Origin of the sequence: Nannocystis sp. (assembly GCF_016714285.1) — a bacterium.
Classification (GTDB): Bacteria; Myxococcota_A; Polyangia; order Nannocystales; family Nannocystaceae; genus Nannocystis.
Genome location: NZ_JADJNN010000039.1, coordinates 12,496 through 38,143 on the forward strand (window position 1 = coordinate 12,496; position 25,648 = coordinate 38,143).

Annotated in this window: 17 protein-coding genes; 8 read left to right on the forward strand and 9 right to left on the reverse strand. The window is 73.6% G+C overall.

Annotated elements, in window-relative coordinates; genetic code table 11:
* Positions 1–67: 67 nt before the first annotated feature.
* Both IPJ59_RS35645 and IPJ59_RS35650 read left to right on the forward strand, forming a co-directional pair.
* Complete coding sequence (locus tag IPJ59_RS35645) at positions 68–778, forward strand: response regulator (RefSeq protein WP_293260189.1); 711 nt, start codon at positions 68–70, stop codon at positions 776–778.
* A 1-nt stretch (position 779) separates the two neighbouring features.
* Positions 780–2,549, forward strand: a complete 1,770-nt coding sequence (locus tag IPJ59_RS35650) for an ATP-binding protein (protein ID WP_293275659.1) — start codon at positions 780–782, stop codon at positions 2,547–2,549.
* A 78-nt stretch (positions 2,550–2,627) separates the two neighbouring features.
* Here IPJ59_RS35650 and IPJ59_RS35655 read toward each other — a convergent pair whose 3' ends face one another.
* Together IPJ59_RS35655 and IPJ59_RS35660 are read right to left on the reverse strand one after the other, a co-directional pair.
* Complete coding sequence (locus tag IPJ59_RS35655; protein WP_293275660.1) at positions 2,628–3,947, reverse strand: vWA domain-containing protein; 1,320 nt, start codon at positions 3,945–3,947, stop codon at positions 2,628–2,630.
* A gap of 50 nt (positions 3,948–3,997) precedes the next feature.
* A complete protein-coding gene (locus IPJ59_RS35660; RefSeq protein ID WP_293275661.1) occupies positions 3,998–5,083 on the reverse strand; it encodes a hypothetical protein in 1,086 nt (361 codons plus the stop codon).
* Positions 5,084–5,226: 143 nt separating this feature from the next.
* Between IPJ59_RS35660 and IPJ59_RS35665 the strand changes: the two genes are divergently transcribed.
* Entirely contained in the window at positions 5,227–6,066 is an 840-nt protein-coding gene (locus IPJ59_RS35665; protein WP_293275662.1) for a hypothetical protein, read from the forward strand.
* 98 nt (positions 6,067–6,164) lie between these two features.
* Here IPJ59_RS35665 and IPJ59_RS35670 read toward each other — a convergent pair whose 3' ends face one another.
* A complete protein-coding gene (locus IPJ59_RS35670; protein WP_293275663.1) occupies positions 6,165–9,734 on the reverse strand; it encodes a WD40 repeat domain-containing serine/threonine protein kinase in 3,570 nt (1,189 codons plus the stop codon).
* Between the two features lie 59 nt (positions 9,735–9,793).
* Here IPJ59_RS35670 and IPJ59_RS35675 point away from each other — a divergent pair, with 59 nt between their 5' ends.
* Entirely contained in the window at positions 9,794–10,750 is a 957-nt protein-coding gene (locus IPJ59_RS35675) for a hypothetical protein (protein ID WP_293275664.1), read from the forward strand.
* 112 nt (positions 10,751–10,862) lie between these two features.
* Here IPJ59_RS35675 and IPJ59_RS35680 read toward each other — a convergent pair whose 3' ends face one another.
* From IPJ59_RS35680 to IPJ59_RS35690, 3 genes are all read right to left on the reverse strand, one after another.
* The gene (locus IPJ59_RS35680; protein WP_293275665.1) at positions 10,863–11,492 is read right to left on the reverse strand and encodes an RNA polymerase sigma factor; all 630 of its coding nucleotides are present in this window, start codon (positions 11,490–11,492) and stop codon (positions 10,863–10,865) included.
* Positions 11,493–11,552: 60 nt separating this feature from the next.
* A complete protein-coding gene (locus IPJ59_RS35685; protein WP_293275666.1) occupies positions 11,553–13,445 on the reverse strand; it encodes an AAA family ATPase in 1,893 nt (630 codons plus the stop codon).
* Between the two features lie 149 nt (positions 13,446–13,594).
* The gene (locus IPJ59_RS35690) at positions 13,595–14,425 is read right to left on the reverse strand and encodes a Uma2 family endonuclease (protein WP_293275667.1); all 831 of its coding nucleotides are present in this window, start codon (positions 14,423–14,425) and stop codon (positions 13,595–13,597) included.
* Between the two features lie 74 nt (positions 14,426–14,499).
* Between IPJ59_RS35690 and IPJ59_RS35695 the strand changes: the two genes are divergently transcribed.
* Positions 14,500–15,570 (forward strand): hypothetical protein, encoded by a 1,071-nt coding sequence (locus IPJ59_RS35695; protein ID WP_293275668.1) that lies wholly within the window; start codon positions 14,500–14,502, stop codon positions 15,568–15,570.
* Between the two features lie 4 nt (positions 15,571–15,574).
* Here IPJ59_RS35695 and rsgA read toward each other — a convergent pair whose 3' ends face one another.
* The 3 genes from rsgA to IPJ59_RS35710 all read right to left on the reverse strand — a co-directional run bounded on the left by rsgA (position 15,575) and on the right by IPJ59_RS35710 (position 19,141).
* A complete protein-coding gene (rsgA, locus tag IPJ59_RS35700) occupies positions 15,575–16,699 on the reverse strand; it encodes a ribosome small subunit-dependent GTPase A (RefSeq protein WP_293260228.1) in 1,125 nt (374 codons plus the stop codon).
* 58 nt (positions 16,700–16,757) lie between these two features.
* Complete coding sequence (locus IPJ59_RS35705; RefSeq protein WP_293275669.1) at positions 16,758–18,248, reverse strand: WG repeat-containing protein; 1,491 nt, start codon at positions 18,246–18,248, stop codon at positions 16,758–16,760.
* 203 nt (positions 18,249–18,451) lie between these two features.
* On the reverse strand, positions 18,452–19,141 hold the full coding sequence (locus IPJ59_RS35710; RefSeq protein ID WP_293260234.1) for an RNA polymerase sigma factor: 690 nt from the start codon (positions 19,139–19,141) through the stop codon (positions 18,452–18,454).
* Positions 19,142–19,313: 172 nt separating this feature from the next.
* Here IPJ59_RS35710 and IPJ59_RS35715 point away from each other — a divergent pair, with 172 nt between their 5' ends.
* The 3 genes from IPJ59_RS35715 to IPJ59_RS35725 all read left to right on the forward strand — a co-directional run bounded on the left by IPJ59_RS35715 (position 19,314) and on the right by IPJ59_RS35725 (position 25,609).
* Positions 19,314–22,310 carry a WD40 repeat domain-containing serine/threonine protein kinase gene (locus IPJ59_RS35715; RefSeq protein WP_293275670.1) on the forward strand — a complete coding sequence of 999 codons (2,997 nt, stop codon included), beginning with the start codon at positions 19,314–19,316 and terminating at the stop codon, positions 22,308–22,310.
* Between the two features lie 229 nt (positions 22,311–22,539).
* Positions 22,540–23,604 carry a hypothetical protein gene (locus IPJ59_RS35720; protein ID WP_293275671.1) on the forward strand — a complete coding sequence of 355 codons (1,065 nt, stop codon included), beginning with the start codon at positions 22,540–22,542 and terminating at the stop codon, positions 23,602–23,604.
* A 37-nt stretch (positions 23,605–23,641) separates the two neighbouring features.
* Entirely contained in the window at positions 23,642–25,609 is a 1,968-nt protein-coding gene (locus tag IPJ59_RS35725) for a hypothetical protein (RefSeq protein WP_293275672.1), read from the forward strand.
* The last annotated feature ends 39 nt before the right edge of the window (positions 25,610–25,648 follow it).

The following is a 25,648-nucleotide window of genomic DNA, read 5'->3' on the forward strand; positions in this document are numbered from 1 at the left end:
CGCGCTTCGGTGGCGGGCGGGCCATGGCCGTGGTGTATGATGCGCGCGCGCCCGAGCGGCGCGGGCCATGAACGGACTGATCCTCATCGTCGAAGACGAGCGCGACCTGGTGGCGACCCTCGAGTACGCGCTCGAGAAGGAGGGCTTCCGGACCCGCTCGGCGTACACGGGTCGGCAGGCGCTCGAGATCGCGGCGAGCGAGCCGGGGCCGGAGCTGGTGCTGCTGGATCTGATGCTGCCGGACATGTCGGGCACCCAGGTGTGTCAGGGGCTCCGCACCGGGGAGCGGACCAAGAACTTGCCGGTGATCATGATGACGGCCAAGTCGGAGGAGGTCGATCGCGTGGTCGGCTTCGAGGTCGGGGCCGACGACTATGTGGTCAAGCCGTTTAGCCTGCGCGAGCTGATGCTGCGCATCCGGGCGGTGCTGCGGCGCAAGGCGCCGAATGAGACCGCGGCGGTGCCGAGCAGCTACGGGCGCCTGCGCGTCGACATGGACGGGCATCGGGTGTGGGTCGACGACGCGGAGGTGGTGTTGACGGCGCTCGAGTTTCGCCTGCTGACGACGCTGATCGCGAGGCGCGGGCGGGTCCAGACCCGCGACGCGCTGCTGGGGGACGTGTGGGGGGTGCAGCCGGGGCTGACGACGCGCACGGTCGACACCCACGTCCGGCGCCTGCGCAAGAAGCTGGGCGAGGTGGCCGACTACGTGCAGACGCTGCGCGGGGTCGGGTACCGCTTCACGACCGATCTGCGCGAGCGCGAGGAGGATCTGTAGCGTGCCGCTGCGGATGGGCGTCCGCGGCAAGCTGTTCCTGGTCTCGGTCGCGCTGGTGCTGGCGGTGGTGTTCCTCGCCGGGGTCTACCTCGAGGGGCAGCTGGTCGAGTGGGCGCAGACGCGGGCGGAGGTGGAGCTGCAGGGGCACGCGCGGTTGGTGCGGGTGCTGCTCGAGCACCAGCAGGACGGCGACGACGACCTCGACGCGCTGGCCGATCGGGTGGCGGCGCCGATCGACGCGCGGGTGACGATCATCGGCGCCGACGGGCGGGTGCTCGGCGACTCGGAGTTCGCGGGCGCCGGGCTGCGCGGGCTGGAGCCGCACGGCGACCGACCGGAGGTGATCAGCGCGCTGCGTGACGGGCAGGGGGTGGCGCGGCGGACCTCGGCGTCGCTGACGACCGAGATGTTGTATGTGGCGCTGCCGTTCAAGCGGCCGGGCGAGGGGCTGGAGGGGGTGGTGCGGGTGGCCCGGCCGCTGCGCGAGGTCGACGCGGCGGTGCGCCGGCTGTGGTTGGCGTTCGCGGTGGCGGGGGTGTTCGCGATCGGCGGCGCGGTGCTGCTGAGCGCGCTGGCCTCGCACTACCTGTCGCGGACGCTGCGGGGGCTGGTGCAGGACGCGCGGCGGATGGTGGAGACGGGCGACAAGTCGAAGCTGCTGGTCGGCTCGCAGGACGAGATCGGCGGGCTCGCGGGGTCGCTGAATCGGATGGCGGACGAGCTCGAGGGGGCGGTGGCGACGCTGTCGGTCGAGCGCACGCGCTTCGAGGCGGTGCTGGAGAGCATGGACGAGGGGGTGCTGGCGCTGAACCAGCACCAGCAGCTGACGATGATCAACCGGGCGGCGCTGGGGCTGCTGAGCCTGTCGACCGAGCACGACGGCGACACCCTGGCGGAGCGCATCCCGATCCCGACGCTGCACGAGCTGGTGGTGCACGCGCTGGCGGGTCAGCCGGAGCGCCGCGAGTTCGAGACGCTGACCACGCCGCCGCGGCAGATCCTGGCCTCGGCGAGCCCGCTGCGGAACCTGCAGGGGGCGGTGGTGGTGCTGCACGACGTGACGGAGATCCGCCGGCTCGAGCGGATCCGCCGCGACTTCGTGGCCAACGTGTCGCACGAGCTGCGCACGCCGGTGAGCATCATCCGCCTGAACGCGGAGACGCTGCTGGACGGGGCGCTCGAGCGGCCGGAGGTGGCCCGCAAGTTCCTCGAGGCGCAGATGCGCAACGCCGACCGCCTGGCGGCGCTGGTCAGCGACCTGCTCGAGATCTCGCGCATCGAGGCGGGCACCTACGAGATCCACTGCGACTTCATCCGCGTCGCGCCGATCGTGGAGCGCATCGTCGACTCGGTGCAGCAGATCGCGGACGAGAAGCACATGACGGTCCGCTGCGAGGTGCCGCCGGACATCTCGGCCTGGGCCGACGCGGAGGCGCTCGAGCACGTGCTGCTGAACCTGGTCGACAACGCGGTGAAGTACACGCCGCCGGAGGGGAAGATCGCGGTGCGGGTGCGGGCGGAGGGTGAGCGGGTGCGGATCGAGGTCGAGGACAACGGGCCCGGCATCGAGCCGCGCCACCGGGCCCGCATCTTCGAGCGTTTCTACCGGGTCGACAAGGGTCGCTCGCGCGAGGTCGGCGGGACGGGGCTCGGCCTGGCGATCGTCAAGCACCTGGCCGAGGCGATGGACGGCAGCGTCGGGGTCGAGCCGGCGACGCCGCATGGGTCGATCTTCTGGGTCTTGCTCGGCGGGGCGGCCGAGCCGGAGTGAGCGAAACGATCGGTGGCGCGGAGGTCCGTGCGACGTCCTGCGCGCCGCCGATCGTTCACGGCCCAGGGTGTCGAGCTCTCAGGGGGCGTTGCAGTCGAAGGTGATGTCGACCTGGCCGGTGGACTTGTAGGCGGTGCAGGCGTCGCCGCACAGCTCGATGAACTTGCGGGTGTCGTCGGTGAAGTGCCAGCCGGACTCGCTGGCGCAGTCCTTGACCTCGGACTTGCCGTAGACGAGCGGGTCGCTGTTCGGCTCGGTCTGCGGGTCCTTGTCGGTCTCGACTTGCAGCTGCTTGACGTAGGTGTACTCGTCGAGGTCGACGTTGAGCTCGAAGGTGCAAGAGGTGATGGCCTCGCTGATCGCCTCGAGGGCGGCCTGGAGCTCCAGCTGGTTGCTGGCGTTGTAGAACTTCTCCGGGCCGGGGCGCGCCTGGCCGCCGAGCTCGGCGACCTCGTTGAGCTTGAGGAAGGTGTTGGTGGCGTCGGGGTTGCCGTCGGCGATGACGGGGCTGTCCTGGTCCTGGATGTCGATGCCGACGACGAAGGTGGGGATGCCGTCGGCGAGGGCGGCGGAGACGTTGGCGGGCAGCTGGATGTCGTACTCCTCGAAGCGCTGCTTGTTGTCGGCGGCGTCGCTGCGGCAGTTGGCGGCGCCGTCGGTGACGAGGACGATGTAGCGGAGGTCGTTCTCCGGGGTGAGCTGCAAGTCGCGCGGGAGGGCGTCGACGGCGGTCATGATGCCGGCGGCGGCCGGGGTGCCGCCGAGCAGGGAGGTGTCGCTGGCGCCGGGGATGGTGGCGAGGATCGTGGCGCTCTGGTCGGTGCCGACGGGGACCTCGGGGGCGGCGTTGACCGGGCAGGCGCCGACGTCGTAGCCCTTGGTGGCCTTGGTCGAGGGGAACAGGACGGCGCCGAAGTCCATGCGCGGCTCGAAGCCGGTGACGATGAAGTCGACGACGCTGTAGAGGCTGCTCCAGCGGGTGACCTCGGGGGTGGCGGGGGTCATGTTGGGGTCGCCGTCGACGAAGCCGTCGCCGTCAGCGTCGTCGCCGTCGGCGTCCCAGAAGCCGGTGCCCTTGGAGACCATCGAGCCGGACTTGTCGAGCACGAGCATGACGCGGGGGATCTTGACGTCGGCGACGATGTCGTCGGCGAGGCAGACGAAGTCGCCGGTGCTCGAGCCGGCGCTGGCGTCGTCGCCGGAGGTCGTGGGCGCGGGCTCGCCGGTGCTGGCGTCGCCGGTGGCGCCGGTGGTCTCGCTGGTGGGGAAGGAGTCGATGCCCCCGGTGCTCTGGCCGGCGGATTCGCTGGCGCCGTCGGTGTCGGCGGAGCCGCCGGGACAGGCGGCGAGGAGGAGGGCGAGGGTGGCGATGCGCTGCGAGGGAAGGAGACGCGACATGCCGGGGCAGTACCCGGGCCCGGAAAAACAATTGCGGCGAGATCAGGCGATCATTCGCTGGGGCAGCGCTGCTCGATCGTGAGCGCCCGGGTCGCGCGGAAGTCGGCGCAGGTGACGGGGCAGAGTTCGAGGGTGGTGGGGCTTTTGGGGTCGGGGTAGCGCCAGCCGTGGCCGCTGCTGCAGTCGGGCTGGGCGCGATGGTTGTGCTCGGCGATGCGGAGGACGAGGCGCTGCGGGTAGGCGGGGGCGGCGTCGAGGTGGACGCGGCAGTCGGCGAAGGCCGGGGGGATCGCGGCGAGGTCGGCGATCAGGGCGGCGGCGTCCTCGGGGCGGTAGAAGCGGGTGGCGCCGCTGCGCGGGCGGCCGCCGGCGTCGGCGAGGGCGTTGAAGGCCAGCTGCGGGTCGACCTCCTCGTACTTGGCGCCGGGGAAGGGGGCGACGCCGTCGCCGGGCTGGATGTCGATGCCGACGACGAACACGGGGACGCCGGCGGCGGCGAGCTCGGCGACGCGAGGGGTGAGCTCGTTGTCGAAGAGCTCGACGATGTCCTGGCTGGTGACGGCGGCGTCGCTGCAGTTGAGCGGGCGGTCGCTGATGAGGACGATCGCGTGCGGGCGCAGGTCGTCGGGGTCGGTGAGGGCGAAGCCGGCGAGGCTGAGGTCGAGGCCGGCGCGCAGGGCGTGCTCGCCGAGTCCGGGCGGGCTCTGCGGGAGCGACTCGTTGAGCAGCGGGCCCTGGTCGGGGCCGGGGAGGATCCGCGAGCGGGCGTCGGTGTCGCAGGGGTTCAGGTTGGTCTGCGGGCTGAGGGTGGGCACGACCTGGAGGCCGAGGTTGACGCGGTCGCCGAGCGCGGCGCCGATCTGGTCGACGAGGGTGAGGACCTGTTGCCAGCGGGTGGTGTTCGGGTCGTCGGCGAGCGACTTGCCCATCGACGCGGTGGAGGTGACGATGAGGGTGAGGTCGGGGGCGAAGGTCGGCAGGACCAGCGGGGTGGCGGGGCAGCGAAACTCGCCGCACAGGCCGCCCTCGGCGCAGCGCAGGTTGGGGCCGCAGTCGGCGTCGGCGCTGCAGGGTTCGCCCTGGAGGGCCTCGCCGGTGAAGCAGGCGAGGAGGCTGGCCGCGGCGAGGGAGCTCATGAACCCGATGCGGCGCCTGGGACGAGTGAGGCGCGCGACGGGAGCGATGCCAGTCATGCGAGCGAGGCCCGGGGGACGCATGCGATGCATCGTCGGGGAGGGTAGCGCTTTGCGGGGCGGGTCGCGGGGGGTATGGTCGAGGGGTGGTGGGGCTCTCGGGGTTGCTGCTGGCGTGGTCGCTGGCGTTGTCGCCGGGCGGCGGTGGGTCGGCGTCGCAGCCGGGCTGTCCGGGCTGGCCGCGCAGCGCGGCGAGCTCGGGGTGGTCGGTGCCGGAGGCGCTGGCGGGGCTGCTGGAGGCCGCGTGGGGCCCGGAGCTGCGCTGCGGGGTGGCGGCGGATCGGGTTGCGACGGTGTATCGCGCGTTGCTCGTCGATCCGCAGCGGCGGATCGAGGGCCTGCACGCGCTGCTCGGGGACGCGGTGAACCTGTACGTGGCGGCGCACCGGGAGACGCGCGAGCGGACGCTGATCTGCCGGGCCGACGAGTTGGTGCTGCGGCATCGCGACTACGTGCGCGGGATCGAGGCGACGACGGTGAGCTTCGAGCAGGCGATCGCGCGGGTGCGGACGCTGCTGCACGCGCACCTGCGCGAGTGGGAGTACTGCCCGACGATCGATCCGGGGATGGTGACGCTGGCGCGGCGTCAGGTCCTGCGCATGTCTGTCTCGGGGGACAGGTTGCTGCGGCCCGGGGAGCTGCTGGCGGCGACCCGCGATCGTCGGCCGCCGCGGCCGTCGGGGCGCCAGTGGCAGGCGGCGAAGCGCGGCGGGGTGGTGATGATGGCGGTGGGGTTGATGGTGCTCGGCGGTGGGATCGCGGTCGGGGCGGCGGAGCGGCTGCCGCGGCGCGACCTGCTGCAGGGCGGGCTGCTGGTCAGCGGGACGGCGCTGTTCGTCGGGGCCTTCCCGCTGATCATCGTCGCCGACCAGCGGGTGCGGGCGACGCTGGCGATCGGGGCAGGCGGGGCGGCGCTGCGCTTCTAGGCGGGCTGCCCGAAGGGACAGGTGTTGGGGCGGCGGTGGCGGGCTGTCTGAAGGGACAGGTCATGGCTTCGCGGTGGCGGGCTGTCTGCAGGGACAGGTCACGGCTGGGCGGCGGCGGTGCAGGCGGCGGCGGTGGCCTCGGCGCTGCTGCGGTCCTCGGCGAGCAGCTGGACGCGCTGGCGCGCCGAGAGGCACACGGGGGAGGCGGCGCGCAGGCGGGCTTGCAGGCCCTCGGGGCTGAAGTCGGCGTTCCACAGGCGGATCGTGCCGTCGTCGCCGGCGCTAGCGAGGACGGCGCCGTCGGGGCGGAAGGCGACGGCGCGCACGGGGGCGCTGTGGCCGGTGAGCACGGCCGGGTCGTCGCCGGCTCGCGGCCACACGCGGACGCTGCGGTCGTCGGCGCCGGTGGCCACGCGGGCGCCGTCGGGGCTGAAGGCGACGGCCCAGACCGGGCCGGTGTGACCGACCAGGATCTGCGGGTCGCCGCCGACGAGCGGCCACACGCGGGCGCGCTTGTCCCAGCTCGCGGTGGCCACGGCGGCGCCGTCGGGGCGGAAGGCGACGGCCGTGACGCCGCCGGAGTGGGGGCCGAGGATCCTCGATTCACCTGTCCCTTCGGACAGGTCGGTGGGCCACAGGCGGGCGCTGCGGTCGCTGGCGCCGGTGAGCAGGGTGCGGCCGTCGGGGCTCCAGGCGAGGGCGAGCAGGGTGCCCTCGTGGCCGCGCAGGGGGCGACGCTCACCTGTCCCCGGGGACAGCAGCCAGAGGGCGTCGGCGGTGGCGAGGGCGACGCGGGTGGTGCTGGGGTCGAGGCCGGCGGCGAGCAGCGCGGGGGTGGCGGGGGCGAGGGTCTGGCGGGTGACGGTGCCGCCGTCGGCGGGCCAGCGCAGGAGTATGCCGTCGTCGCGGATCGCGTGGAGCTCGGTGGCGGTGGCGGCGAGCCACAGCGGGGTCGGGCCGGGCTCGGCGAGCGGGCTGCTGCGGGCGGTGTCCGGGCGCCACAGGGCGACGGCGCCGTCGCTGCGGGCGGACAGCAGGCGCGCGCTGTCGGGCGACCACGCGAGCAGGGTGACGCGGCCGCCGGGGCGCAGGGCGGGCACGGCCTCGGCGGTGCCGCGGACCTGCCACACGCGCACGCTACCGTCGCGACCGGCGGTGACGACGTGGTCGCCGCCCTGGCTGAAGGCGGCGGCGCTGAGCTCCTCGGCGTGGCCGCGCAGGACGATCGGCGGGCGGCCGTCGGCTGGCCACACGCGGGCGCTGCCGTCCTGCGAGGCGGTGACGACGCGGTCGCCGTCGGGGCTCCACTGGGCGCTGTAGATCTTGCCGGTGTGGCCGCGCAGGAGCCTGTCCTTTTGGCCAGGTTGCAGCGACCACACGCGGGCGCTGCCGTCGAGCGAGGCGGACAGCAGGGCCCCGCCGTCGGGGCGGTAGGCGAGGGCGACGACCTCGCCGGTGTGGCCGCGGTGGACGATCGGGGCGGCGAGTGGTGGGGCGAGTGGTGGGGCGCCGTCGGTCAGCGGCCACTCGCGGACCTCGCCGTCCTGGCCGCCGGTGGCGACGCGGCGGCCGTCGGGGCGCAGCACGGCGAGGCGCACGGCGCCGGGGTGCTGCAGCACGCGCGGCGGGGCGTCGCCGGTCAGCGACCACACGCGGGCGCTGGCGTCGGCGCCGGCGGTGACGAGGCGATCGCCGCTGCGGTCGAACATGGCTGAAAGGACAGCTCCGGTGTGGCCGCGGAGCTCGCGGGGCGGGCGGTCGTCGGCGAGCGACCACAGGCGCACGCGGCCGTCGGCGCCGGCGGTGACGAGGCGCTGGCCGTCGCCGCTGAGGGCCATGGCCCGGAGCTCGCCGCCGTGGGCGATGCGGCGCGGGGTGCCGGCGGCGCCGACCAGGACCTCGCCGTCGGCGTCGCCGCTGGCCCAGGTGTCACCTGTCCCGAAGGCCAGGAACTTGACGGGGGCGGCGTGCTCGCGCAGCAGCGGCGCCTCGCCGCTGTCCCAGCGCCAGCGGGCGGCGAGGTGGTCGTCGCCGGCGCTGACGACGTGGCGGCCATCGGGGCTGAAGGCGGCCGCGTGCACGCTGCCGCGGTGGAGGCGGAGGACGGCGCGGCTGACGGGTTGCAGGAGGGTGGCGACGGCGGCGGGGATCCATCCGGGGGTCGCGGCGGGGTCCTCGGTCTCGCGCAGGAGCGCGAGCACGGTGGTGGGGTCGCCCTCGGCGGCGCCGAGGGACTGGGCCAGGCGGGTCGCGTCGCGGGCCCGGCGGGCCTCCTTCACGGCGCGGGTGGTCTGCAGCTCGGACTCGCGGCGGGCGGCGTCGGCGGCCTTGCGCTGCGACTCGGCGCGGGCGCGGGCGGCGTCGGCGGCGGTGCTCTCGTCCTCGGCCCGCTGACGCTCGGCGCTGGCGGCCTTGAGGGCGCGCCCCAGGTCGGCGAGGGCGGTCTCGGTGGCGGCGAGCTGCTTGCGGAGGTCCTGGTTGGCCTGGTCGCGCTGGGCCTCGGCGGCCTCCTGGTTGTCCTCGGCGAGCCGGCGCTGGCGCTCGGCGGCGGCCTCGGCCCGCTGGGCGACGCGGGCGACGTCGGCCTGCGAGCGGGCCAGCCAGGCGAAGCTTAGGACCAGGGCGGCGACGAGGCCGACGATCACGGCGAGGCGCAGCCGGGCGCGGCGCAGGCGGTCGGGATCGCGGCCGAGCTCATCGAGGAGCTCGTCCATGCTCGGCCAGCGGGCGGCGGGGTCGACGGCGAGGCCGCGCAGGACCACGCGGCGCAGCCAGGCGGGCACGCGGCTGTCCTCGGGGACAGGTCGGACGCGGCCTGCGAGCACGGCGTCGGCGAGCGCGGGCAGGCTGTCACCCGCGAAGGGGAGGGCGCCGTGGAGGCCCTCGTAGAGCGCGACGCAGAAGCTGAACTGGTCGCTGCGGGCGTCGGCGGGGCGGCCCTGGTGCTGCTCGGGCGACATGTACGCGGGGGTGCCGAGGATCGCCCCGGTGGCGGTGAGGGTGGCGTGCAGCGCGGCGGCGCCGACGATCGGCCTGTCCGAAGGGACAGCCGCGCTGGGCTCGTCGCTCTGGCGCACGAGGCCGAAGTCGACGACGCGGGCGCGGCCGTCGTCGCCGAGCAGCACGTTGGCGGGCTTGAAGTCGCGGTGGACCAGGCCGGCCTGGTGGGCGGCGGCGAGGCCGTGGCCGGCGGCGGTGAACACCTCGACGACCTCGGGCCAGGCGCGCGGGGCCAGGGCCAGCCAGGCGCGCAGGTCGACGCCCTTGACGAACTCCATGGCGATGTAGACCTGCGCGCCCCACAGGCCGGCCTCGTGCACGGCGACGACGTTGGGATGGGCGAGGCGGGCCATGGCCTGGGCCTCGCGCAGCAGGCGGGCCTGGCTGTCGGGTGAGCCGCTGCCCTTCAGGAGCTTGACGGCGACCCGGCGATCGAGCTGCTCGTCGTAGGCGCCGTAGACGACGCTCATGCCGCCGGCGCCGAGCGGCGAGAGCACGCGGAAGCGGCCGATCGTGACCGGCACGGCCTCGCTCGGGAACAGCTGGGCCTTGATGACGTCCTTGAGCAGCTGGCGGTGGTCGTCGCTGTCGACCGGCGCGGGCCTCGGCGACGGGTCCCGGCCGAGGTCCGGCTCGGTGTCGTCGCGGCTGTGCTGCTCGGGGGTCACACGGGCGGGCTCCGCGGGCTGTCGGCGCCCGCAAGCCTGGTCTACCATGCCGGCGCTCGATGCTCTGCACCTGCCACGCTGCGCCGCGCGCGGTCGCCCGGACCGGGTGGAGCGGCCGCTGGCGCGGGGGCCTGGCCGTGCTGGTGGCGCTGGCGCTGGCGCCGGGGGGAGCGCGCGCGAGCGAGGAGGTGGGGCCGGCGGTGCGGCTGTCCGCAGGGACAGGTGAGTTAGCGACGCCCGCGGGGGCGCCAGGACAGCTGTCCGTAGGGACAGGTACCGATGGGATGTCTGAAGGGACAGGTGAAGACACGAGCGAGGCGACGCGCTGGAGCGCGGAGGCGCAGCGGCGTCAGGCGCAGGGCGACCTGGACGGGGCGATCGTCGGCTGGCAGCGGGCGCTCGCCGTCCTTCCGGCGACGCAGGCGACAGCGCACCGGCGGGCCGGGCTGGCGCTGGCGATCGCGGGGGCTCACGCCGAGCTGGCGGCGCGCGGGGTGCCGGGACGGCTGCAGGTGGCGCTCGCGGTGCTCGACGCGTATCTCGCGGGGCTCGACCCGACCGACGACGAGCACCGCGTCGCGGTCGAGCAGCGGCGGGCCGAGCTGGCGACTCGGCTCGCCCCGCCGCCGCGCGAGCGGACGCCGGTCACGTCGACCACGCCGACGCCAGGGCGTCGTCCTGATCGCCGGCTGATGATCGCGGGCGGGGGGGCGATCGGGCTGGCCGGGATCGGGGTCGCCACGCTCGCGGCCAGCCTGGTGGCGGGGCGACGGGCGGATGAGGCGCTCGCCGCCGCTGTGGCGCGACCCGGTGACGATCCGCAGCGCGAGCCGGACAAGCAGGACGCGCTCGCCCGCGGGTTGCGGGCCGACCGCCTGGCGATCGCCAGCGCAGCGGTCGGCGGGGTGATGCTGGTGCTCGGGGTGACGCTGCTCGTGGTCGGGGCGACCCGCCGGGTGCAGCGCAGCGCCTGGACCCCGCAGCGGGCTGCGGGCGGGCTGCGCTGGAGGTTCTAGACAGGCTGTCCCCGGGGGCAGTCGACCTGTCCCCGGGGCAGGTCGACTGGCGATCGCCGCGGCTGTGGACATGTCCCCGGGGACATGTTGACATGTCCCGAGGGACAGCCGCTCAGGTCGCCGGGCGGTCGCTGCGGCCGGCGACCTGGGCGCGGACCGAGCTGGCCCAGGCGTCGAGGTTGGCGAGGGTGTCGTGGAGCTCGGCGGGGCTGCGGGCGACGCGGGCGAGGGCCTGCTCGAGCAGCTGCTTGGCGCGGCGCAGGCGGGTCCGGATCGTGCCCTCGGGGACGCCCTGGATCTCGGCCATCTCGCGGGCGCCGAGCTTCTCCCAGAAGTACAGCTCGAGCGTGACCTGGTGCTCGAGGGGGATCTGGCGCAGCGCCTGCAGCAGCGCCTGCTCCTCGCCGCGGCGGGCCAGCAGGGCGGTGGCGCTGGGTCGCAGGTCGTGGACCGAGGTGACGCCGAAGTCGAGGGGGCTGCGCGAGCGGCTGCGGAAGTGCTTGTAGAGCACGTTGTGGGCCACGGCGAACAGGTAGGTGCGAAAGCTCGAGTCGCCGCGCACGCGCTCGCGCGACTCGAGGCAGCCGAGGAAGGTCTTCTGGATCAGGTCGGGGGCGTCGACGTCGACCTTGTTGCGGAAGAAGCGGGCGATGGCGTCGTAGTGGCGCTCGAACAGCTCGGCGCCGGCGCGGGCATCACCCGCGCGCCAGGCGGCGAACTTCGCCTCGTCGCTGTCCTCCATCGCCGGCGAGGATACACCACGCGGCGGCGGCGTGGACGGCGTTCCGGCGGGTGCTGGCGCTCATTCGCCGTAGCGCAGCGCTCGCTGGTGGAAGGCCTCGCGCCCGCCCTCCATCAGGCGGACGATGTGCTGCTTGACGGCCTCGACGTCGCCCTGGGCGATGACCTTGCTGTGGCGGCCGTCGGCCTCGAGCACGACCACCTGCCCGGCCTCGCCGAGCACCGGGAGGTTCGGGTTGTGGGTGATGAGCACGAGCTGGCGCTTGCCGCGGATCGCCTTGAGCTGGGGGATGACGGCGTCGGAGATGAAGCTGTTGTCGAGGTTGTCCTCGGGCTGGTCGATGAGCAGCGGGGCCTCGCTGTCCATCAGCAAGATCGGCAGGATCGCCGAGCTCTTCTGGCCGGTGGAGAGGCGGTCGGCGCTGCGCCACTCGCCGTGGACCTGCAGCTCGATGCGCGGGACGTCCTCGAGGTCGAGCACGTCGAGCTCGAAGCGGCGCTCGGGCTGCTCGCGCAGGGCCCGGATCAGGGTCTCGGCGAACTCGGGGTTGAGGTCGGCGCTGGCGGCCAGGGCGGCGGCGTCCTCGCGATCGGCGAGGGCGCCGAGCTTGTCGGGCGCGAGCGCCGCGGTGAGCCGCTCGATCGGCGCGGTGTACTGCTTGCCCGAGCGCCGCATCAGACCGGCGAGGAACTCGCGGTAGGGCGTGAGCTCGGCGTCGCGGGCGACGATGACGCGGACCTTGCCGCCGAGGCGATCGCTGACCTGCTCGGCGATCGCGGCGCGGCGGTCCGAGCGGTCGCGGCGGGTCTGCGCGAAGTCCTGGCGCAGGCGAGTGCGGGCCGCCCGCGCCTCGGCGAGCGCCGTCTCGAGCTCGACGACCTCGAGCTTGCTGGCGCCGAGGCGGGCGACCTCGCGGGCGGCCTCGTCGCGGGCCGCCAGGCGGGCGCTGCTCTGCTCGGCGCGGGCGGTGAGCGCGGCGTACTCGGCGTCCTGCGGGCGGTGGGCGGCGGCCAGCTGCTCGCTGGCGCTGGCGAGGGCCCGCTCGACGCCACCGAGGCGCTCGAGCGGCGAGGACAGCAGCACCTCGAGCTCGGTCTGCTTGCGCACGAGCTCGCGCGAGAGGTCGGCGAAGACCTTGCCGTTCGGACCGGCGAACAGCGGATCGGGGAGCAGGCCGCCGAGGCCGCGGATCTGGGCCGGGACGGCCTCGCCGAGGCTGTGGCGCAGACGGGCGACGGCCTCGTGCGCGCGCACGAGTGCGGCCTTCTCCTGCTCGCGCAGGGCCTTGTGATCGGCGGCGGCCTTGAAGGCGGGTGAGGCCTCGCCGCCGAGCGCCACCGTGGCCGCGGCGAGCTTGCTCTCCCAGCTCGAGAGGTCGACCAGGTTGCGGGTGGCGCCCGCGATCCGGACCTGCAGCTGGACGATGCGCTGGGCGTTCTCCCGCAGCAGCGAGGTGGTCTGGGCCATGCGCGCCTCGAGGGTCTGCAGCGACTGGCTCGAGAGGCGGTCGATGAGCTCGCGCTGGGCCGCGGGGTTCTGGGCGATGTCCTCGATCTGGTTGTGGCTGAAGATCGCGGCGTCGACGAGCACGCTCGAGCCGAGCATCTCGGCCTTGAGCTGCTTGCCGGCGGCGTCGGTGATCACCGGCGGCTCGTGGGCGGTGCGGCGGATGTTGTAGACGAGGCCCTCCTGGCTCTCGAACTCGAGTTCGATGCAGCCGCTGGCGCCGAGGTTGGCCGCCAGCAGCCCGCGCAGGCGCTCGTCGGCCTGCTTGCTGCCGGGGCCGGTGGCCTTCGGGGCGCGGTCGAGGGCGTGGCGGATGAACTCGAGGACGGTCGTCTTGCCGCTGCCGCGGCCGCCGATGACGCAGCACAGGCCGTCGACGAAGGAGATGTCGAGCTTGTCGAGAAAGCCGCCGTAGACGCGAAGACGTCGAAGCTTGTGATGACCCACGTGAACCTCCGGGGACCCGGCGAGCGCCGGTCCGGCATCACCTTAGGCGGCGCGCGCGGATCCGTCCAGGGGGCAATTGGCGCGTGATCTGAAGCAGATAAGGCGGGTTCGGCGGCCCGCGAGCCAGGTCCGGCCAGGGCCTGCCGGCGCTAGGTGGATTCGCGGGCCTGGAGGGTCGCGTTCAGGGCGGCGATGGTGGCCCGGAGCTCATCGATGGTGGCGTCGCGGGCCTGGATGGTGGCTTCGCGGGCCTGGAGGACGGCGCTGGCCTGCTCACGCAGCTGGGCCTGGGCCCGCAGCTGGGCTTCCAGCGCCAGGGCCCGCTCCTCGGTTGTGGGGACGAGCTCGCGGCCGGCGGGGTCGCGGGCGATGCGGAGGCGGGCGCCGCCGGGCTCGCGCTGGACCACGAGCCAGGCGTCGAGCTCGCGGCTGTGAACCGGGGCGTCGCCGGCGGCGAGGCGGACCAGGGCGCCGTCAGGGTTGCGACGAAACAGCTGGAGCGCGACCCGACCTCGGCGCCGGCCGGCCTCCGGGTCGAACACGACGAGCTCACGGGTGCCGAGTTGCTCGTACTTGCGGGGCGCGTGGACGTAGTCCTTGGCCCAGTCCTCGGACACGACCTCGACGGCGAAGCGCGGCGCGGCCTGTCCCGGGAGCCAGGTCCGCCACATGCCGGGGTAGGGCTGGGCCGGCGGGTCGTCGAGGAGGTACACGTCCGGCGAGATGCGGACCAGCGGCTCGTGCTCGACCCAGGCGAAGAACTGGTCGCCGGCGACGAGGGTGCGGGCCCAGCCGCGCTCGCGGGCCAGCTCGCGCAGCGCCGACAGCAGCGTGCGCACGGTGATGCCCTGTTCGGTGCCCTCGCCCACGTCGTCTTCGTCTCGCAGGTACCACGCGGCCCAGCCGCCCTCGGGCGGGCGCAGGCGCGGCGAGTTGTCGACCACACGGGGATGATCGTTGCAGGCCTGGGACAGGTGCATGCGCGCGAAGGTAGCACGCCGCAGGGAGGGCGGGCGGCTTGGCGGGGTGCGGAGGTCGCGTTAGGCTGCCGGCTGTGCGACGCAGTCTGTGGCTCTCGGGTGCTCTGTGCGTGCTGGCGTGCGAGCTGCAGACCCGCGAGCCCTCGCCCGCGAGCGTGCCGGCCCGCGTGGTCACGGCGCCCAGCGCGGGCTCGCCGATCGACCCGGCCGTGTTCGCGGCGGCGGTGCGAGCCGGGGTCCGTCAGCCCGACCCCAACCAGGGCTTGTACGAGGTCGACGCCTTCCTCGTCGCGCTGGCCGTGGAGGACCTCGCGTCCGGTCGCCCCAGCCTGAACCTGAGCCCCACGCCCGCGGGCGGGCCGATCGGCTACGCGATCAGCGGGGTGCGCGAGGGCTCGGTGTACGCGGCGCTCGGGCTGCTGGACGGCGACGTGATCGAGGCGATCAACGGCGCCCCGCTCGACGCGCCCGAGCGCGGGCTCGCGGCGCTGGCGGGCAGCGAGCGCGGGGTCCAGCTGCAGATCAGTCGCGCCGGCGTGGGCATGACCCGCGAGCTGCGGATCGTCGGCGGGCTCGCGTGGTCGCAGGTGCTCGCGCGCCTCGACGCGAGCGGCCAGGGCGGGGTCGCCCCACCGGCGCCGAGGCCGGGCTTCGAGCTACCTGTCCTCGAGGACATGCCGGTCGCGCCCGCGGGCAAGGGCGATCCGCCGGTGGTAGCGAGCTCGCGGCGCCCGGGCGACGCGGCCTACCGGCCATCCACCGGCGCGAGCCCGTCGTCGCCAGCGTCGTCGCCAGCGTCGTCGTCAGGGTCCCCCGGCGCCGTGCAGTGCGCCGGCGACGGATCTTGCACGGTGGCCCGCCGCGACTTCGACGCGATGGTGGCCGACCCCGACCAGCTCGCGCGCCAGGTCCAGGTGACGCCGTCCGGCGCCGGCTACCGCCTGCTGGGCATCCGCGCCGGCAGTCAGGTCAGTCAGCTCGGGTTTCGCAACGGCGACGTGCTGCTGTCGGTCAACGGCACGCGCCTCGACGATCAGCTCGGCCTCCTCGGCCTCTACGCCGGCCTCGACAGCACGCGCAGCTACAACATCAGCTATCAGCGCGGCGGCGTGAAGCACTCGCGGACGATCCGCCTGCGCGACTGACGACTCACTCGCGCTGACCCTCATCCTTGTAGTGCCGGCGCAGCGCGCGTTGGGTCCGCTTGTCGGCTTGCCGCGAACGGACCCGGCCGAGCACGTCGCGTTCGCGCACCAGCTGCTCCTGCTCGCGCTGCAGCTTGGCGAAGCTGGCCGCGCGCTCGGGCGGCAGGCTGCCGTCGGCGACCGCCGCCTCGACCGCGCAGCCCGGCGCGCCCGCGTGGCTGCAGTCGCGGAAGCGGCAGCGTTCGGCCAGCGCCGAGACATCGGCGAAGGCGCCCTGCAGGCCCTCGTCGCTGCGCCACAGGCCGAGCTCACGCATGCCCGGCGTATCGATCACGAGGCCCCCCTGCGGCAGCACGAGCAGCTCGCGGTGCGTCGTGGTGTGCCGGCCCTTGCCGTCGTCGCGGACCGCGTTGACCGCCTGGCGATCGTGCCCGAGCCAGCGGTTGATCAGCGTCGACTTGCCGACCCCGGAGGCGCCGATCAACGCCGAAGTGCGCGGGGTGCTGGTGTAGATGTCGAGCTCGCCGAGGCCGACCCCGCTGACGCTGCTGATCACGTGCACGGGGATCGCGGCGCCGTCGCGGTCCGTGTGGGCGCCGAGGGTCGCGCGCGCGGCCGCGGGATCGCCACACAGGTCGGCCTTGGTCAGCACCACCGCCGCGCTCGCGCCGCTCTCGAGGGCGATCGTCAGCAGCCGCTCGATGCGGCGCAGGTTCAGCGGCTGGTCGAGCGGGCACACCAGGAACACAGTGTCGACGTTGGCGGCGACCATCTGCTCGCTGGCCCCGCGTCCGGCGGCGCGGCGCGACAGCTTGGTGTGCCGCGGCAGGACCTCGTGGATCGTCGCGGTCGGGCGCTCGCCGGCGACGGTGACCGCGACCCAGTCGCCCACCGCCGGGCCGGCCGCGGGGTCCTGCGCGACCGCCCGGCGCAGGCGGCCCGAGGTGTCGGCGCGCAGCTCGACCAGCGCGTCCGCGTCGCCGCCGAGCTGCGCCCCGCTGCTGATCAGCACGTGTCCGCCGCGGTGCTGCGCCGCGACCCGGGCCAGGCGCATGCCGGCCGCCCGCGCCGCGACGAAGGCCGCGGCGATCGCCGGCGTGAGCCCGAGCCGCTGCAGGACGTCGTCCACGGCCGTCACCATAGCCCGCGCAGCGGAGCACCGGTGAGCGCTGCGCGCGGGAGCAGGCTCACCCGGGCCGCGACTTCGGGCCGAGGTTGACGATCACCTTCTTCGAGCCGGTGTGCACCACCGGCTTCGGATCGGCGAAGCGACGCACGCAGGCGAGGCCGCCCGCGAAGGGCAGGGCGCTCTCGTAGAGCGGCTCGACGACGCGGCGCCCGCTGCGGTCGATGTAACCCCAGCGGTGGTTGATCCGCACCGCCGCGAGGCCCTCGCTGAAGGGCAGGGCGGTGTCGAAGCTCGGCTCGATCACCAGCTTCCCCTTGGTGTCGATGAAGCCGGTCCGGGTCCCCAGCACCACGGGCGCCAGCTCCTCCGCGAAGGCCCCGCCGCGGATGAAGCGCGGCTCGATCACCATCGTGCCGCTGCGGTCGCAGTAGCCGGTCAGCGCGTCGACGGCGACCGCCGCCAGCCCGCCGTGGAACTCGCCCGCGACGCTGAACTGCGGCTGGATCACGAACTCCATGTTGGTCCCGAGGTAGCCGTACAGGTCGTCCTGCTGGGCCGCCGCCAGGCCCTCGCTGAACTCGCCGGCGAAGTCGTGGGTCGGCGGCAGCGCGACCGCGCCGTGGCGGTCGACGTAGCCCCAGGCCGGCACGCCGATGCGGCTGAGCGCGCGGTACGGGGCGAAGCCGCCGGCGAAGCGCCCGACCTGGCTGGCGTGCGGCGGGTCGGCGAAGAAGCGGCCGCTCTTGTCGATGAAGCCGCCGTGCCCGCCGCGGTGCACGTGGGCCAGGCCGTCGGCGAAGTTGCCGGCCGAGACGAACTGCGGCGGGATCACCATGACCCCCTTCACGTCGATGTAGCCCCAACCCTCGGCCACCTTGACCGCCGCCAGCCCCTCCGAGAAGCCGAGCGTGAGCAGGAACGCCGCCGGGATCACCAGCTCGCCGCTCGGGCGCACGAAGCCCATCTTGTCGTCGACGCGGACCGGCAGCAGCCCGCTGCTAAACGGCATCGTGAAGCGCTGGTTCGACACCGGCAGCAGCTCGCCGCGGCGGTCGATCAGCGCGAAGGCCCCGGGATCACCGTGCGGGTTGACGTAGGGGAAGTCGACCTGCCGCAGCAGCGCCGCGATCACCTGCTCCGCGCTCTCGTCGTTGAGGATCCCGAGCTGGACGCGGGCGACGATCAGGTCGAGCAGCTTGACCATCTCCTTGATGCCCGTCGGCGCCGCGCCGAGCAGCGTGCCCGACTCGTGGTTGACCCGCAGCGTGCACCGCGAGCGCTTCTTCGGCCCCTCGTGCACCTCGATCTCGTGCTGGTAGTCGGCCATCGCGTCGCCGTGCACGCCGGTCACGCTCTTGAAGCTGTACTGCTCGAGCCGACCGACCAGCTCGGCGAACAGCCCCGCTGGCAGCGTGCCGGTCGCCTCGCGTCCGTGTCCGGCCCAGCGCGCCTGACCGGTGAGCTCGAGCGTGAGGGTGTCGACCTCGCTCGAGGTCCGCGGGTTGACGCGGTACACGATCTGCGTGGCGCGGCTGAGGGTCCCGTTCATGGCTGCTCCGATGAGGGCCGCGTGACTATACCCCTGTCCCCGCGTCCAGCGGGCCGGCGAATCTCGTGAGTCTCCCGTGATCCCGCGTGATCCCCCGGGCCCGGCCGGCACACCCAACGTGCCCCGTCAGCGCCCCGCCAGCGCCCCCGCGGCCTACGTGCGCAGGCGCGCACGCCCGCGGATTCTCGCGGCGACTCGGGCCTTCACAGCGGACCACCGAGCTTGGCCGCGCCGCTCGCCAGGTCCGGCTCGGGCTCGTCGTCGCGGTCGAGCACGCGACGGATCTTGCGCGCCCAGCCCTCGAGGTCGGTGATCGTCGCCTGCAGCTCGGCCGGCGTCTGGGCCAGCCGCGCCAGCTGGACCCGCAGCTGCTCCTTGCCGAGGCGCAGGCGCCCGCGCACCGTGCCCTCGGGGATCGACAGCAGCTCGGCTATTTCGCGCCCGGAGAGCTCCTCGAAGATGTTGAGCTCGATCGCGATCTGATAATCCAGCGGGATCTCCCGCAGCGCGAGCACCAGCAGCTGCGCCTCGCGTCGACGCATGATCACCGAGCTCATCGTCGACGGCGTCACGTCCTTCGCACACACCACCCCGAAGTCGATCGCCTCCCCCTGACGCTTGTGCTTCTGGCGGATGTAGTTGCGCAGCACGTTCAACGCGATCGCAAACACGTAGCGACGAAAGCTGGTGTCACCGCGAAACCCATCGCGCGCGCGCGTGCAGCCGAGGAAGGTCTCGCTGACCAGCTCCGCCGCATCGTCGGCGCAAGAGACCTTGTTGCGAAAGAAGCGGCTCACCGCGCCGAAATGCCGCTGCACCAGCCGCCCCCCTGCGAGGCGATCCCCCGCGCGCCACGCGGTCAACAGCGTCCAGTCATCCTCCGGCAGATCCATCGCTCCAGCATACAGCGCCTCGCACCACCCGCATCACGCACGCATCTTCGCCGCGACTGTATCGAGAGTGATCCGTGTTACGAAAATTTCACCACACTTCTTGTTTGTTCGATATGTAGTGCCACGACGAACCCGGTGATGGCCGTCGCGAAATTGCTATGGTCCGGCTCTGGTGATCGGCTCGGCGGAGGCACAGATACACGGCGACCTCGAGGCGCGCCGCATGTACGCGAAGGTCACCGAACGCCTGTTCGGCGAGCCCAGCGCGCCGGTGCGGATCGGCCGCTATCGCGTCGAGGGCCGGCTCGGCGCGGGCGCCATGGGCGTGGTCTATGCCGCCGTCGACGAGCGCCTCGGCCGCAGGCTGGCGATCAAGCTGCTCCACGAGTCCTTCGCCGGCGACCCCACCGGCCGCGCTCGCCTCCTGCGCGAGGCCCAGGCCATGGCCCGCCTGCGCCACGACAACGTGGTCCTCGTCTACGACGTCGGCACCCACGCCAGCCACTCCAGCCACGGCGGCGGCGGCGACGAGCAGGTCTTCATCGCCATGGAATTGGTCGAGGGCCGCACCCTCGATCGCTGGCTGCGCGAGGCGCCCCGCAGCCCCGACGCCGTGCTCGCCTGCTTCCTGCAGGCCGGCCGCGCCCTCGCGGCCGCCCACCGCGCTGGCGTGCTCCACCGCGACTTCAAGCCCGAGAACGTGCTCGTCGACCCCGCCGGCCGCGTCCGCGTCCTCGACTTCGGCCTCGCCCGCGCCCTCAGCGACGCCGACACCCACCCCGACGACCACCTCGCCGACTCACTGGCCAATTCGCTGGCCAATTCGCTCGCAACCCCCCTGACCCGCACCGGCAGCGTCCTCGGCACCCCCGCATACATGGCCCCGGAGCAGCTCCGCGGCGCGCCCACCGACGCCCGCGCCGACCAGTTCAGCTTCTGTGTCGCCCTCTACGAGGCGCTCTACGACCACCGCCCTTTCGCCGCGGTCGCCCGCTTCGCCCCGGTCGCGGTCACACATGTCCCGAAGGACAGCCGCGTCCCCGCCGGGCTCCGCCGCGTCCTCTTGCGTGGCCTCGCCGAGGCGCCGGGCGATCGCTGGCCCGACATGGACGCCCTGCTCGCCGCCCTCGGCCCGCCGCTGCCGCGCCCGGCTGGCCCGCAGCGGGCCCTCGCCCTCGCCACCCTGCTCGTGGCGCTCGGCGCATTCCTCGGGGCCTGGGCCGGCGCATCGCTGCGGCAGCCCGCGGGAGGCCAGGGCGGCCTCGATCTCGGATCTCTGGTCCACCGCGCCAGTGAGCCCTGCGCCCCGATCGCCGCAGCGCCCGCGGCCGAGCCCCCGATCGGCCCGCGTGAGCAGCACCTGCGCCGCGCCGCCGAATTCCAGGCCCTCCTCCCCACCGACCCCAGCGCCGCCGCTCTGCTCCTGCGCGAGCTCCCGGACACCAGCGAGGGCCTCGCCGCGATGCGCCGGCAGGCCCTCGCGCACCCGCTCACCCGCGACCGCGTCCGCGTCGACGACCTGCACGCGCTGTGGTTCACCCCCGCCGGCGACCTGTGGATCGCCGACGCCAGCGGCACCCGCCGCCTCGACCCCGACGGCCAGCTGCACCGCGAACCCGGCGATCGCCCGGCTCTCGGGGGTCCCCATGTCACCCTCGATGCCAGCCGCAATCCCGACGTTGGCCCCGGTGCCACCCTCCATGGTCGCGCTGTTGACCCCGATTCTGGCGTCGATCGCTGGCCCGCCCCCGACGGCGGCCCGCTGCTGCGCCGCGAGCTCGATCGCCTGTATCTCGGCCGCCACCGCCTGCGCGAGCACGACGGTGAGCTCACCGCGATCGCGTGGCGCCCCGACGGTCGGCTCGTCGCCGTCGCCGGCGCGCAGCTCCTCGTGTGGGATCGCCGCGGCGAGCTGCGTCGCAGCTTCCCTGGTCATGAGGGCGCGGTCCGATCGCTGCGCTGGAGCCCCGAGGGCGACCGCCTGCTCGTCGGCGGCGACGATGGCCAGGTCCGCATCCTGCAGGTGACTGGCCCGGCGCTGTCTGGCCCCGCGTCGCAGACCCAGGTCCTGCGCGGCCACACGGCCGCGATCACCGGCCTCGCCTGGCACCCAGGCGGCGATCTAGTCGCCACCGCCGCGGCTGACGACAGCGTGCGCGTGTGGTCTCTGGTGCCAGCGGCGAGCGTCCGCCTCGACCACCCCGGACCCGTGCAAGCCATCGCCTGGCGGCCCAACAGCGCCCAGCTGGCGACCGCCTGCGACGACGGCGAGGTCCGGGTGTTCCAGCGCGACGGCCTCGCCCCGCCGCAGATCCTCGCGCACCCCGGCAGCGTCCGCGCGATCGCCTGGAGCCCCGACGGCGAGCGCCTCGCCAGCGGCGCCAGCAGCAGCGTGCGGGTCTGGAGCCGCGACGGCAGCATGCACGAATTGCCCGTCGGCGGCGCCGTCATCGCTGTCACATGGACCCCTGCGGGCGATCTGCTGGCCGCCAGCATCGACGATCGCCTGCTGTTCTGGGCGCGCGCCGAGGGCCCCGCGCGCCCGGTCGAGGCGCCGCGCGTCAGCCTCAGCGAGCTCGCCGTGCGACCGGTCGTCGGCCCGGGCGTCGGCTCAGGTGGCGGCTCGGTCGTCGGCTCGGGCGTCGGCTCGGGCGTCGGCTCGGGCGTCGGCTCGGGCGTCGGCTCGGGCGTCGGCTCGGGCGGCGGCCCGCTCGAGCTGGCCAGCGACGCCAGCGGCAGCCCCGCCCGCCGCTGGCTCCTCGACCTGTCCCAAGGGACACCCACCTTCCGCGAGGCCGGCCGCCTCGGCGAGGTCGAGGGCCTCGCCTGGTGTGACGACGGCCGGCTCGCCCTGGCCCGCGCCGACCGCCGCATCGATCTGTGGGTCCCCGCGGGCGCCGATCAGCTCCGTCGCACCGACGCCCCGATCCTCAGCGTCGCCTGCGGGCCGGACCTCGTGGCCGGCCTCGCCGACGGTCGCATCCGCGGCTGGTCGCACCAGGGTAGCGACCTCGACACCCGCAGCGGCCACCATCACGCCGTCGACGTCCTCGCCTTCAGCCCCGACGGCGAGACCCTCGCCAGCGCCGACGGTGCCGGCCACCTCTACCTCTGGCCGTGGTCCGACGCCGCGATCGCCGATCGACTGCGCGCCGCGATCCACCTGTGATCACCCTCGATCGCCGCGACAATTTATTTCTCGACCCACGTGATCGATCGCCGGCGCCCCGTTACTTGAGACCACGACCCGCCCTCCGCTCCGCGGCGGATCGCCCACGTTGACCTGGCCTTTCGGCCAGCCAAGAAATCCACCCCGAACCGCGCCTCCACGGCCTGTCGCCAGGTCTCGAGCTCACCCTCGATTCCAGGCCACGAAGCGCGCCGAAAGAAGAACCGCCATGCCGCTCGCCGCCCGGGGTTCCCCGCATCGGGGACTCCTGTCTCTCGGGACATGTCTCGCGCTGGCCCTGCCCGCGCCCGCCTCCGCAGATCCCTCGCCCCTGCCCGACTGGGGCGTGGCCGAAAAACCAAAGGCCGCAGCGCCAGCTCCGGCGCCCGCACCAACGCCCGCAGCCGAAGCGCCAGCCGCACCCCCGGCAGCACCCGCGGCCGCAGCACCACCGCCTGCCGCCGCCGACGACGACATCGTCCTCACCGATTCGGAGCCCGCCCCGGCCCGCTCGCGCAAGGCCCGAAACGCCGCGAAGGTCGCCCGGGCCGCGCGCAGCAAGCCGCGCAGCAAGGCCGTGAAGGCCGCCCTCGCGCGCGCCGCCTCCGAGCGCGCACCGATCCAGGACCACGCGAACAAGCTCGTCGATGCCGGCAAGCCCGACGAGGCGCTCCAGAGCCTCTTGGTCGGCGCCGAGGCCTACCACGACCCCGTCCTCTACCTCGCCGCCGCCGAGGCCACCCTCGCACGCGGCGACCGCAAGGGCCGGGCCGGCGTCGCCGACGACGACCGCTGCATCGAGCACGTGCGCACCGCCCAGACCCTCCTGCAGGGCGCCTCCGCCGAGGCCCCGCGCGTCGACCCCGAGGAGCACCCCGCGCTCATCGCCTGGGGCGACGACCTCATCAAGAAGGCCGAGCGCCACAAGCAGCGCATGTCGGCCCGCCGCAGCGGCCACGCCGAGATCGCCGCCGGGGCCGTGCTCACCACCGCGGGCCTCGCCAGCGTCGGCGTCATGTCCCGCGGCCTCTACCTCAACGCCGTCTCCGAGCGCGAGCTCGACAAGGGCGCCGGCCGCCCCGACGAGGAGCTCGCCCCGCTGCACGACCAGCAGCGCCGCGCCGAGACCATGATCGCCGCCGGCGCGATCGCTGGCGCCGTCGGCCTCGCCCTCGGCATCGCCCTCGTGGCGATCGGCGCGCGCGACCTCAAGGCCACCCGCCGCGAAAAACTGGCGACGCGACTGCGCATCGCCCCGACCTTCGGCGGCCTCGTGATCGCCGGTTGCTTCTGACACCGATTTTCCATTGCGACCCAGGGAGTACTTCAGCATGCGCACCAGCTTCATCCACATCTCCGCCGCCGCCGTCATCAGCCTGTCCCTCGGGGCATGTTCTCCCGTGGTCCTGCCGGAGGACACCGACTCCGGCAGCTCCGGCACCGACAGCGCCAGCAGCGGCGGCAGCTCCGACGCCGAGACCGACAGCGCCACCGGCGGCGGCGAGGGCGGCAACGAGGGCACCGTCCCGGCCGCCTGCGTCGACCTCGTCCCGCGCGTCAAGGGCATCCTCGAGACCAACTGCGCCAAGTGTCACGGGGCCGGCAGCGCCGCCCAGGGCGGCATCAACTACATCCTCGACCTCAACGAGCTCATCGTCCAGAACAAGGTCACCCCGGGCGACTCCGCGGCCTCGCGGATCTACGCCCGCATGACCTCGGCGATGACCCCGATGCCGCCGCCCACCGAGATGCAGCGGCCGAACCCGACCGACATCGAGATCGTCGGCAAGTGGATCGACGAGTGCGCCGGCGTCCAGAGCTGCGCCGACCAGCCCTTCATCCCGCGCGAGCAGATGCTGCAGGCGATCAACCAGGACCTCGGCACCATCGCCCTCCAGACCCAGCCCTTCACCCGCTACTTCAGCTTCGTCGACCTCTACAACGCCGGCTGGTGCGACGCCGAGATCGACCTGTTCCGCGAGGCCCTCTCGAAGCTGGTCAACAGCCTGTCGCGCAACACCGAGATCATCGCCCCGGTGGCGATCGACAAGCAGCGCCTCATCTTCCGCGTCGACATCGGCGACTACGCCTGGGAGGAGGTGCCCGGCAAGCAGTTTCGCCTGAGCGAGCCCTCGTTCTACTTCCCCGACGACGAGCCCGGCCGGGCCTTCCGCGATGTGTGGGAGATGATGGCCGACCAGAACCCCTACACCGTCGAGTACATCGGCGACGTAGCGATCAACATCAAGAAGACCACCGGCACCAACTTCCCGGTGCTCCCCGGCGCCGCCTTCATCGACGCCACCTCGCGCTCGCCGCTCTACTACGACATCCTCGGGATCCCCAAGCGCAGCGTCTTCCTGCCCGGAACGAAGGACGACTGCACCCCGGAGACCTGCCTCGAGTCCCAGCTCGGCATCCGGGTCCTCGACAACATCGAGAAGGAGATCCTCGAGGACAACAACATCGTCGGCCGCGCCGGCTTCAAGAAGTCGGACGTGTCGGAGTTCAACCGGGTCGTCGAGCGCCACCGCTTCGGCAACGCCAACAACCGCGTGTTCTGGATCAGCTACGACTTCAAGGGCCAGAAGGGCGATCAGAACATCCTCGCCCACCCGCTCGACTTCAAGTTCGACGGCGGCGAGATCATCTTCACCCTGGAGAACGGCCTCCAGGGCTACATGCTCACCGACAAGCTCGGCAATCGCCTCAACAACGGCCCCCTCGAGATCGTCCAGGACCCGAGCCAGATCGATCAGGTCGTCCGCAACGGCGTGTCGTGCATGGGCTGCCACAGCGCCGGCATGATCAAGGTCAACGACGACATCCGCTACGGCCTCGACGCCGGCACCCTGGGCGGGGTCTTCGACGACAAGGAGCTCGACGCAATCAAGAAGCTCTACCCGAAGCGCGAGGACTTCGACAAGCTGCAGCAGCAGGACACCGACCGCTTCAACTTCAGCCTCGGCATCGCCGAGGTCACGGTCGGCAGCGCCAAGGAGCCGATCATCACCACCTTCCTCTCCTTCGACGAGGATGTCACCCTGCGCCGCGTCGGCGCCGAGTACGACCGCAGCGAGGGCGACATGCTGAAGAAGCTCGCCCTGCTCGGCGACGACTTCAGCGACCTCGCCGAGGGCGCGACGATCCACCGCAAGGACTTCACCGCGGGCTACAGCGAAGGCGCCTGCACGCTCAAGATCGGCTGCACCCGCGCCTGCCCCGGCAAGGGCGCCGAGGCCGAGCGCGTCTGCCTGTTCACCGACACCGACAACGACGGCATCGGCGACCAGCCCTAATTCCCTGGCGCATGGCCACCGCCCGGGCAGATCTGGCGA